General features: G+C 40.8%; 8 protein-coding genes. 5 read left to right on the top strand and 3 right to left on the bottom strand.

Translation table 11 applies throughout. The features are described 5' to 3' along the window. Positions 1-60 precede the first annotated feature (60 nt). From hrpA to PISS_RS09295, 3 genes are all read left to right on the top strand, one after another. Complete coding sequence (gene hrpA, locus PISS_RS09305; RefSeq protein ID WP_175527434.1) at positions 61-3,948, top strand: ATP-dependent RNA helicase HrpA; 3,888 nt, start codon at positions 61-63, stop codon at positions 3,946-3,948. A 226-nt stretch (positions 3,949-4,174) separates the two neighbouring features. After that, positions 4,175-4,555 carry a response regulator gene (locus PISS_RS09300; RefSeq protein ID WP_013465238.1) on the top strand — a complete coding sequence of 127 codons (381 nt, stop codon included), beginning with the start codon at positions 4,175-4,177 and terminating at the stop codon, positions 4,553-4,555. A gap of 8 nt (positions 4,556-4,563) precedes the next feature. Further along, positions 4,564-4,860, top strand: coding sequence for a PilZ domain-containing protein (locus PISS_RS09295; RefSeq protein WP_013465237.1), 297 nt, complete (start codon positions 4,564-4,566; stop codon positions 4,858-4,860). A gap of 9 nt (positions 4,861-4,869) precedes the next feature. Here the strand turns inward: PISS_RS09295 and PISS_RS09290 are convergent, their stop codons facing one another. Continuing rightward, on the bottom strand, positions 4,870-6,060 hold the full coding sequence (locus tag PISS_RS09290; protein WP_013465236.1) for a class I SAM-dependent methyltransferase: 1,191 nt from the start codon (positions 6,058-6,060) through the stop codon (positions 4,870-4,872). Between the two features lie 139 nt (positions 6,061-6,199). Here PISS_RS09290 and PISS_RS09285 point away from each other — a divergent pair, with 139 nt between their 5' ends. Continuing rightward, complete coding sequence (locus tag PISS_RS09285) at positions 6,200-6,856, top strand: HD domain-containing protein (protein WP_096040835.1); 657 nt, start codon at positions 6,200-6,202, stop codon at positions 6,854-6,856. A 4-nt stretch (positions 6,857-6,860) separates the two neighbouring features. After that, entirely contained in the window at positions 6,861-7,289 is a 429-nt protein-coding gene (locus PISS_RS09280; RefSeq protein ID WP_232311316.1) for a VOC family protein, read from the top strand. A 47-nt stretch (positions 7,290-7,336) separates the two neighbouring features. On the opposite strand, the gene PISS_RS09275 is transcribed toward PISS_RS09280, so the two are convergent. Together PISS_RS09275 and PISS_RS09270 are read right to left on the bottom strand one after the other, a co-directional pair. Next, a complete protein-coding gene (locus PISS_RS09275; protein ID WP_058154870.1) occupies positions 7,337-8,332 on the bottom strand; it encodes a response regulator in 996 nt (331 codons plus the stop codon). Positions 8,333-8,349: 17 nt separating this feature from the next. After that, entirely contained in the window at positions 8,350-11,661 is a 3,312-nt protein-coding gene (locus tag PISS_RS09270; protein ID WP_058154868.1) for a PAS domain S-box protein, read from the bottom strand. Between the last annotated feature and the right edge of the window lie 133 nt (positions 11,662-11,794).

Raw genomic sequence — 11,794 nt, 5'->3', positions numbered from 1 at the left:
CCCCAGCCATTTAATTTGCTACAATCGGGACTCTTTGACTAATTTTTATAAGGTATGCAGGTGGTAAACCTAGGTCAGTTGTTTGGCGAGCTAAAAACGTGCTTAAAAAAAGATCAATTCAGTTTTAAAAAGCGCCTTCATGGCGTAAAAAAAATTACCGACGAGGCAAAACTTACCAGTGCGCTTGAAAAAATTACGGCTGATATCAGTCGCAGTCAATCGCTTCGCGAGCAGCGTTTAGCTGGGCTACCTAACGTTACTTATCCTGAGCAATTACCGGTCAGTCAAAAAAAAGACACCATTAAAGAAGCCATTGCTAATAATCAAGTGGTGATCATTGCTGGTGAAACCGGCTCAGGTAAAACCACACAAATTCCTAAAATGTGTTTAGAGTTAGGCCGCGGGGTTGATGGGTATATAGGCCATACTCAACCTAGACGTTTAGCTGCACGTAGCGTTGCCAATCGTATAGCAGAAGAAATGCAATGCGAGCTTGGTCAGCAAGTGGGTTTTAAAATTCGCTTTAGCGATCAGGTTTCTAATAACAGTTATATAAAACTGATGACCGACGGTATTCTATTAGCTGAAATACAACAAGACCGTTTTTTGAATCAATACGACACCATTATTATTGATGAAGCGCATGAGCGCAGTTTAAACATTGATTTTATTTTAGGTTACCTTAAAAATTTACTTCCTAAACGTCCTGACTTAAAAGTTATTATTACCTCAGCGACCATTGATCCAGAACGTTTTTCTAAGCACTTTGATGATGCGCCAATTATTGAAGTATCAGGCCGGACATTCCCTGTGGATGTACGCTATAACCCCATCAGTGATATCCAAAAAGAAGACATGGAAGCCGAAGGCGACCAGTTACAGGGGATTTTTGATGCGGTCGATGAACTTTGCGCTGAAGGCCCCGGTGATATTCTGATCTTTTTAAACGGTGAGCGAGAAATACGCGACACCGCCGATGCGCTAAGTAAGCGCAATTTAAAACACACCGATATATTACCTTTGTATTCAAGGCTATCGAACGCTGAGCAAAATCGTATTTTTGCGCCGCATTCGCGCCGCCACATTATTCTCTCAACCAACGTGGCTGAAACATCGCTAACGGTGCCAGGTATTCGTTATGTTATTGACCCGGGTACGGCGCGTATTAGTCGTTACAGTTACCGTACAAAGGTTCAACGTTTACCCATAGAGCCTATTTCGCAAGCCAGTGCTAATCAGCGAATGGGGCGTTGTGGACGTGTTGAAGCGGGTATTTGTATTCGCTTGTATTCAGAGGACGATTTTTTATCACGTCCTGAATTTACCGATCCTGAAATATTGCGTACTAACTTAGCGTCAGTTATTTTACAAATGCTGGCATTAGGGTTGGGTGATATGGCGCAATTTCCTTTTGTGCAAGCCCCAGATAGCCGCAACATTAACGATGGTTTAACACTGCTTGAAGAGTTAGAAGCGGTAAAAGAAGCTAAACGTCATCAAAAAACCAGTTTAACGCAATCTGGTCGAGAGCTGAGTCGTTTGCCAGTGGATCCGCGTTTAGCAAAAATGGTGCTGACTGCGCATAAGCTGGGTGCATTGCGTGAGGTGATTATTATTGTTGCTGCGCTCTCAATTCAAGACCCACGAGAACGACCACAAGAAAAACGCCAGGCAGCGAATGAAAAACACGGTCGCTTTGACGATCCAGACTCTGACTTTATCGCCTTTTTAAACTTGTGGAATTACCTCGAAGAGCAGCAAAGTGAGCTGACCAATAGCCAGTTTAGAAAGCTATGTCAAAAAGATTTTTTAGCGTATATGCGCATTCGTGAATGGCAAGACATCGTTTATCAAATCAGCACTGTGTGCAATGAAATGAAAATGAAAGCCACCACGAATGTTGCAGACAGCGAGCTTATTCACAAAGCACTGTTAAGTGGCATGCTCAGTCATATCGGTTTTAAAGACGAAAAGCAGCTGTATAAAGGCGCACGTAATAGCCAATTTCATATTTTTCCAGGATCTGGCTTGTTTAAAAAGAGCCCCAAGTGGATGATGTCGGCTGAATTGGTAGAAACCAGTAAACTCTATGCCCGTATTAATGCCAAAATTGATGTGAACTGGGTAGAACCGTTTGCTCAACATTTGGTAAAACGAAGCTATACCGAGCCACACTGGGAGAAAAAGCCCGGTGCAGTCATTGCCTTTGAGCAACAAACACTTTACGGCCTGCTTATCGTTAATAAACGCCGGTGTGTGTATAGCAAGATTGATCCTAAAGTAAGCCGCGAATTATTTATCCGCTCGGCGCTGGTTGAACAAGAGCTTGGATTAAATGAAGCATTTTTAGCGTATAACCGCGAATTAATTGAAGATATTCAAGTGCTCGAGAACAAGTCTCGTAGACGCGATATTTTAGTTGATGAGCAAACCTTGTTTGAGTTTTACGAGAAGAAAATACCCAGCGATATTAACAATCGTGCTGCGTTTATTAAGTGGTATAAAACACAAAAACAACAAGACAAACACTACCTGCATATGACGCGCGAAGAGCTCATGCAACATGGCGCCAGCAGCATTACCGAATTTGACTACCCAGATACATGGCAGCAAGATAATTTGATGCTGCCGCTTACCTATCACTTTGATCCAGGCCAAGCGGTTGATGGCGTTGCCGTACAAATACCCGTTGCACTGTTAAACCAAGTGCAAGAAAGTGGCTTTGATTGGCATATACCGGCATTTCGTCATGAGTTAATTTGTGGGTTAATTAAGTCATTACCTAAGTCATTGCGTCGTAACTTTGTTCCTGCGCCTAATTATGCCGATGCGGTGTTAGCGGCTATAGAGCCATTACAAGGCTCGTTAATCGACTCGCTAAGCAATCGATTACTACGTATGACCGGCGTCCGTGTAGACCCTGAGGCGTGGGATTTAACTGCGCTTGCTCCGCATTTAAGGCTACAATTTGAAGTGCGCGATGAACACGACAAGCTACTGGCACGTGGACTCGATTTAGCTAAACTTAAAGCGCAGCTACAAGGCAAGGTCACCGACACCTTATCTAAAGTCGCCGACAAAGGCATAGAAAAAACCGATTTAACACAGTGGGATTTTGGAGAGTTACCAACATCCTATGTGAAAAAGCAAGGTCAGTACGAAATTAAAGCGTACCCTGCGCTGGTGGATAAAAAATCAACGGCGGCAGTGGAGTTATTCGATAACGAAATTAAAGCGCAATTAGCGCACCAGCAGGGGTTGCGTCGTTTAGTGTTATTAAACGTACCATCACCCATTAAATACCTGCAGCAAAATTTACCTAACAAGGCTAAGCTAGGGTTGTACTTTAATCCTTTTGGTAAAATTGCAGATTTAATTGATGACTGTATCGCATCGGGTGTTGATAGCCTATTAGTTAAATATGGTGATATTCGTACAAGTGATGCATTTGAAGCGGTTAAAGAGCATATTCGCGGCGAATTAGGCGACACCGTAGTAGCAATTGCAACCCAAGTAGAGCAAGTACTGAGTATTGCTCATGCGCTGCATAAAAAAATGAAAGGGCGAGTAGATTTAACCATGATCACTGCCCATGGCGATATTAAATCTCAGTTAGAATCGCTTATTTTTAAAGGTTTTGTGAGCCAGCATGGGGCGGATAAGCTCGGCGATTTAATTCGTTACTTAAAAGCGATTCAAAAACGACTAGAAAAGCTACCCGTCGACCCAAATCGTGATAGATTATGTGTGCTAGAGCTTGAAAAAGTGGCGCAAGAATATAAAAAACTGACGAATAAAACCCCTAAAGGAATGCCATTGCCTGACGATGTTGAGGCTATTTTTTGGATGCAGCAAGAATTACGCGTATCCTTATTTGCGCAAACCTTAGGTACACCTTATCCAATTTCAGCAAAACGTGTGTTAAATGCGATAAAAGAAATTGAATAATCCCTTTATTCGCTATTAAGCTAGGGTCTGTTGACCTTTGTGGATTAAAATTTGTTCAAACTAAGGGCGGTTTAATCGCGGCGCAAGGTTTGTAACCTAGTGGGCTAAGTAAAAACCACACCACATAGGCTCTGCCTTGCCTAAATACCAAACAGGCTACTGCAAATTCAACCTTGAACGGTCAACAGACCCTAAGGGACTAACTTGAGAAGGAAATGACATTGCTATGTCCTCATTACTAAAACACCAAGCGCGACAATTGTTAGTGGTTGATGATGAGTATTTCAATTTTGAAATACTCAAAGCAGGGTTAGCATCAACATTTGATTTAAGCTATGCTGATTCTGGTAAAAGTTGTTTAGCATCTGCCATTGCTAATCCGCCTGATATTATTTTGCTTGATGTATGTATGCCGGGGCTTGATGGTTATGATACCTGTCGCATACTTAAACATACGCCAGAGACAAAACACATTCCGGTGGTGATGATATCAGGACTTGAGTCAGAGCTTGAGCAACAAGCAGGCTTTGACTCAGGGTGTGATGCTTACGTTGTAAAACCTTTTTCTATCGCCGTACTACGAGAAAAAATTAATAATATTGTGTAGAGGGAATTATGTTTACTGAAGATAAGCGAAACTACAGACGTATGCAGGTTAACACACCCGCTAAGTTAACCTCGATTGAGCCCGTCGCAGGACTAAGTTACACAGGCACCTGCCTTGACTTAAGTGCAACAGGGCTCTCCTTGCAGCTCGATGATTTATTAGAGCTTAACTCAATTTTATCGGTTGATATTGCATCAACCCATCCAAGCATTGCACCGTTAAAAGCCACTGCAAAGGTGATACGTGCCAGTACAGAAGAGGATGGCACGATAACCGCAGGGCTAGAAATTATTGAGTTTAACTAAAATTAGTGTTTAGTAAACCTTACAAATAAGGCCTTTAAGATAAAAGCCTTCAGGGTAGCTGCCCGCAATAGGGTGGTCAGCTGCTTGATTTAATCGCTCCATGATCAGCAAATCTTTACCTGCATCAAGTGCTGCATCTGCAACCACTTTTTGAAACAAATTTTGTTCCATTAAACCAGAGCATGAGAAAGTAAGCAGTGTGCCGCCTGGTTTTAATATTTGCATCGCAATCATATTAATATCTTTGTAACCCCGACATGCCCCAGTTAACTGCGCTTTATTATCAGCAAATTTAGGCGGATCCATCACAATCGTATCAAACATCACGCCGTCTTCACGGTATTGGCGCAATAACTTAAATACATCTTGTTTTACAAAGTCGACTTTATTTAAATCAAGGTTGTTATGTTCAACATTGCGCTTTGCTGTATCCAGAGCTGGTTGTGAAACATCGACATTGGTTACATGCTTACAGCCACCACGCAGGGCATAAAGAGAAAACGTCCCCGTATAACTAAAGCAATTTAATACGGTTTTATCTTTTGAAAAACGCTCCAGCGCAGCACGGCTATCACGTTGATCTAAATAAAAGCCGGTTTTATGGCCTTCAAGAATATCAACTTCAATTTTTAAACCATTTTCTTCAATGATAACTGGCGCTGTGGGTTCATTACCCCAAAGCACTCCTTTAATTGGCTCCAAGCCTTCTTTAGTGCGCACATCTACATCTGAGCGCTCATAAATATTAGAGCCTGGGAAAATAGCCATTAATGCACCAACAATTTCACCTTTGTGGCGCTCAGCACCGGCACTGAGTAACTGACAAACCAAGGTGTTATCAAATTTATCTATGGTAACACCCGGTAAATAATCTGATTCAGCGGCGCAAAGCCTAAAACCGGTCAGTCCACCTTCTTCAATCGCATGGCTGCGAGCTTCTAAAGCACGACGTAGGCGACGCTCGAAAAAATGTTGATCTATGACTTCTTTTTCATCAAAGCTCCAAACACGCGCGCGAATTTGTGAATGCGGGCTGTAAGCCGCGGTGGCTAAAAACTTACCTTCACTGTCGTGTATGGTTACCGTGTCACCTAATCCAGGTTTACCTTTAATTTTTTTGATGGCTTTAGAAAATAACCAAGGGTGTTTTCTTTTTAATGATTTATCGCGACCAGCTTGCAGGTAAACGGCAGATGACATAGGGCTTCTCTGTAGTAATAAATAAGCGCTGTATTTTAGTCAAGCCACTCGCAACATACAATGAATGTTTTGCAAGGGCCTTATAAATCGCGTTAAAGTAGGGGATATTACCTCGTTTAAATAGATTTTTGGAAGCTCGGTGAACAATTTAGCCCTTAGCCCTTCATTAAAGCAACTTGATCAGCAATGCAGAGAATTTATAACATCCTTAGTACATGCCGATGTAGCCCATGATATTACCCATATTGAACGGGTAGTACGTGTTGCAGTTAAATTATGCACTGCTGAAAAAGCCAATATGAATGTTGTTTTACCTGCTGCGTGGTTACATGATTGTGTGGCCGTAGCAAAAAACCATCCCGATAGGGCAAAAGCTTCAACGATGGCTGCCGATAAAGCGATTAGTTTTTTAGCGTCTATTGGCTATGATGAAGCGCTATTTGATGATATTCACCACGCCATAGCCGCGCATAGTTTTAGCGCCAATATTGCTATTAAAACCGTTGAAGCACATCTTGTACAAGATGCTGACAGAATGGATGCCTTAGGGGCTATTGGTGTTAGTCGTTGTATGAAAGTGGGGGGCTCAATAAGCCGACTTTTGTACAATCCTAATGATCCATTTTGTTTAGAGCGTGAACCTGATGATAAACAGTACACCTTAGATCATTTTTTTATAAAGTTGCTGCATATTGCAAAAAGTATGAATACACCTTCAGCTAAAGCTGAAGCACTTAGAAGAACAGATTATATGTATGACTTTTTAGAGCAGTTAAAATCTGAAATTGGAGGGTAAGACAGTGAGGCCAAAATTGAGCGGTATTGATCATTGTCATTTAAATGTTCAAAGCCTCACCCAAGCCGTTGATTGGTATGAAAAGGTGCTTGGTTTTACTGTAGTAGAGGAATTAGCATTTTGGAATGAAGAAGGCAAAGGCCCTTTAACGCTTGAAGATGAAAACGGATCGACACGTTTAGCTTTATTTGAGGCGCCAGGGCGAAGTAAAGGAATCGCTTTTGCTGCAACCGGTGAGCAATTTATAGCGTGGTTAGCACATTTTGAGCAGCTTGAAATTAAAACGATACTGGCTGATCATGGCGTGACTTTTTCTATGTATTTTAAAGATAACAGTGGCAATAGCCATGAGATCACTTCCCATGACTACCGCATTATAAAACAGCATTTTCCAGCTGTAGCGTTAGGCTCTCACAATGCCAAAAGAGGCTAGGTCCTGTTGAACTTTGCGCAGTAATGTTTGTTCAAAAAAGAGACGATTTAATCGCGTTCTTGATGAGCCTTTTTTATCGCTAAAATAGCGTCTATTTTGCTAATAAAAAGATCAACCAGCTGAGGGTCAAAGTGTTTTCCTGCTTGTTGTTGCATATGCTCTAGTGTTTGCTCAATGCTCCAAGGCTCTTTATAAGGACGTTTTGATGTAAGTGCATCAAATACATCAGCAATCGCTACAATCCGCCCCTCAATAGAGATTTCCTCGCCTTTCAATCCATTAGGATAACCTGTGCCATCCCATTTTTCATGATGTTCAATAGCCAATACATGGGCAAGTTGCAGTAAGGGGGAAGGTGAGTTGGCCAATATTTTAGCCCCTATAGCGGCATGCTCTTTCATGTGTGCAAATTCGTCGGGGGTTAATTTGCCAGGTTTTAACAGTATCGAATCAGGAATACCTATTTTTCCGACATCGTGCATTGGCGCAGCTTGGCGTAATAATTCTGCGTGTTGTTCGTTCATTCCCAACGCTAAAGCAAGTACTTTGCTGTATTGGCTCATTCGTGCAATATGCTCACCCGTATCAGTATCTTTATACTCTGCCGCGCGACCCAATCGCTCAACTAAATCTACATGTGCTTGTTTTAGTTGCTCGGCTTGTACTAAAGAAAGATGAGTTTTTACCCTTGCCTTTACTATCGCAGGGCTAATAGGTTTGGTTATATAGTCAACCGCACCTAGCGAAAACCCTTCCGATTCATCTTGTTCTTGCGTGAGTGCGGTGACAAAAATGACCGGAATGTGTGCGGTTTTAGGATTAGCTTTTAAAATTTTGCACACTTCAAAGCCATTCATATCTGGCATCATTACATCAAGTAAAATGAGTTTTGGCGGATCGTTTTCTATTAATTGCAGTGCCACAGCCCCCGATTTAGCAAACGATAAACGGTAGTTACTCGCTAAGACCTCGCGCATTACTTTTAAATTTGCAGGTTCATCATCGACGATTAATATTCGCGCATGACTTATCGATTGATCCATCGGTATCCTCAGAAGAGCTAGTTATTGAGTGTTGTTAATAATGCGTTGAGCTGTGTTTGTGCATTATCAAATTCAAAGTCATTAAACTGCTCATAAATATTTAAAATAGCAACTTTGTGTTGTTCGGGTGTTATTCTTACAATATAACTTAATAACGTATCATCCAACTCTGCTCGTTTAGCTTGGCTGAGTAAAAGCGTTAATTGGTGAATAAATTCAGCATCTGACACGGTTTCTTTTTGTAATTCATTCTCTTTAAAAGCAATGTGTAAGTGTGATAATTCATCTGCTAGCTGCTGCCACTCTTGCTGACATTTTAATATGCACTGAGTATAACTTGTTATATCACGTTGTTTTTCAGCTTGCGCAATTAAGTAAGATAAATTATTGAGCGCTAAATTACCGGCAAGACCTTTTAAATTATGCAAAATATGAGCATGATGCTTATCGTTTAGCTTAGTGGTCGCCAAGGTTTGCATACTATTTTGATGCTGAGCTAAAAAGAGTACAGCCTCTTTGAGATGTTTCTCTTTGCTGCCCCACATTTTTTCGCCTTTACTAAAATCTATGCGAAGTTTTGAATCTATTGGATCGTTAGTTACTAACTGGCTGATAGCAAGCCCAAGCACCCGTGCTATTTCTTGGTTGAGTTGGTTTATGTCAACGGGTTTGGTTGTAAAACCATTCATACCCGCTTGTTTGGCTGTTAGCTTATCTTGCTGTAGCACACTGGCCGTTAAGGCAATTATTGGCGTGTGCTTTAGTTGTTTTTGCTGCTCTAAAGAGCGAATTGATGCTGTGGCACTGATCCCATCACATTTAGGCATATGAATATCCATTAGGATAATATCAAAGCGATGCTGATTAAACATGTCAATGGCCTCAAAACCATTATTTGCTTTACTTACCTGATGGCCTGCTTGGGAAAGCATAATAGTGAGTAGTTCGATATTTTGTTCAATATCATCCACCACTAAGATTTTTAATGGGGGTAAGCTAAATGCGTTTCTACTAATGGCTTGCACCTGACTTTTTTCGCCTGGCTCAAGCCCAACAGTAAAGGAAAAACAGCTACCTTGACCAAGGGTACTTTGTGCATATATTTTGCCGCCCATTAATTCAACCAGCTGCTTACTAATTGTTGTGCCAAGCCCTGTGCCACCAAATCGGCGTGTTGTGGTGCCATCTGCTTGCTCAAAGGGTTTAAAAATAGCCTCAAGGCGACCTTTTTCGATACCTATACCACTATCTTGTACTTCAAATAAAATGGGTTGATTGGGTTTATGAGTAACCGAAACAGTAACATGGCCTTGCTCAGTAAACTTTATCGCATTGCCGATTAAATTGGTTAGCACTTGGCGTAAACGCGTATCATCACCAAAATAAAATGGATTTACATTGTCAGCTATTTTTAAAATGAGCTGTAAGTCTTTGCGTTTTGCATCAAGCCAAAATGTCGACACAATATTATCGAGCAATTCTTGCAAGTTAAAATGTACTTTTTGAATTTCGAGTTTACCTTTCTCTAGCTTTGCTGAGTCAAGGATATCGTTGAGTAAATGCAATAAAGAACGCGCAGCGTTATTAACGGTAATAATTTGTTTTTGTTGTTCTTTATTAAGCGGACTATCCATTAAAATATCACTAAAGCCAATAATTGCATTCATGGGGGTACGTATCTCATGGCTCATATTTGCCATAAAAGACTGTTTAGCTTGCGCGGCTGCTTCAGCCTCGTATTTAGCTTGCTTTAAGCTTTGCTCATATTCATGGCGCTTGGTTATATCAACTAAAACGCCATCAACCCAGCGTGTATCATCTTTAGAGTTAGTGATAATACTTGCTTGATCAAGTACCCAAATAATATTGCCGTTGCGATGGCGAATGCGATACTCAATTGAGTATTGACTGGTCGATGCAACTGCTTGATCAATCGCTAAAGAAATAGCCGCTTCATCTTCTTTAACAATAAGCTCGGCAAAGGTAATACGCTGCTCAGTAAATTCTTCAGCGCGATAACCCGTTAGTTCATAGACGCTAGGGCTGATAAACAACATACTCCAGTGTTCATCTAACAAGCAGCGAAATACCACACCGGGCATATTGTTCATTAAGGTACGGTATTGTCGCTCTTTTTCAATTAAGCTTTGTTGTAACGCTCTTTGCTCAGTTAAATCGGTAATAAAGCCCACAAACAATGTTTCAGTTTGTAATTGCTTTACTTCACCAATCCCTAAGCGAATTGGAAATTGATGACCATTTTTATGTTTTGCCCACACATCGCGATTAACACCAATAACACGTTTTACCTCATGGTTTGTTGTATTTTTTAAAAAAGCATCGTGTTGATTAGCAATATCATCAGCCATTAATATTTTTACATTCTGGCCAATGACCTCATTATCTTGCCAGCCAAAAATTGTTTCTGCGGCTTTATTAAAGCTCAAAATAGTGCCTTTAATATTGATAGTAACGATGCCGTCAATGGCAGTTGATAAAATAGCATCAAGGCGAGACTCTTCAGCTGATTTTTTCCCCAACAGCATTCTGTAACGGATCATGCCATTGATGATCACAACCACCGCTGTTAATAAAAGCGTGGCGAACGACACACTAATAGCAATAAAGGTTAGATGTGATTGGTTTGTTTGCTCGTTAATTATCGGGCTTGTTGCAATAAATCGCGTAGCAGCCATGCCCATATAATGCATACCAGCCACGGCAAGGCCAAGAATAAGGGCACAAATAATACGATTATGCACAGGCGTTAATTTTTTAAAGTGTGCTGGTAAATGAAAACGTGTATAGAGACTTATAAAAGACAGCAGCACTGCAACAACAATTGAAGCGCCAAACCATATTGGATCATAACGAAGTAAAGGACTTAATTGCATCGCGGCCATACCGCTGTAATGCATGGTGCCAACACCCGCGCCAAATAAAAGAGAGCTTAGAATTAAATTGATAATACGAGGCTTAGAGCTATATGTTTTCAAACAAGAAAAAGCAATGGTACATGCCAGTAAAGCCGGTATAAACGACACAAAAGTGAGTGTGGGATCGTATTCAATTGTAGTGCACAAAGAAAATGCCAGCATAGCAATAAAGTGCATGCTCCAGACCCCTCCGGCAAGGACTAAGGCTGCGGTTATATTGGCTAACTTTCGATAAGATTTAAAATGTGTATTATTTGCTAAATCGATAACGTGCAAAGAAAAATAAGCTGCAAAAATTGCGGTGAGTATAGATAGTGTCACTAAACTTGGGTCGTATACACCATTAATAATTAGGCTTGGATCTGGTTCGTTTATAAAAAAATTAGCTAACATCAATCATTCACATAATAACTCTTAAATTCAGTCTAATATAAAATACAATAATAATCACAAGGTATTGAGTTATAAATTACAAAAGTAACGTAAGTGTTTTAAGCTCTAAACCATACTATTTATTGAGTAGCAC

The sequence above is a fragment of the Pseudoalteromonas issachenkonii genome (genome assembly GCF_002310795.1).
Classification (GTDB): domain Bacteria; phylum Pseudomonadota; class Gammaproteobacteria; order Enterobacterales; family Alteromonadaceae; genus Pseudoalteromonas; species Pseudoalteromonas tetraodonis.
This window is presented reverse-complemented; position numbering and strand designations above follow the sequence as displayed.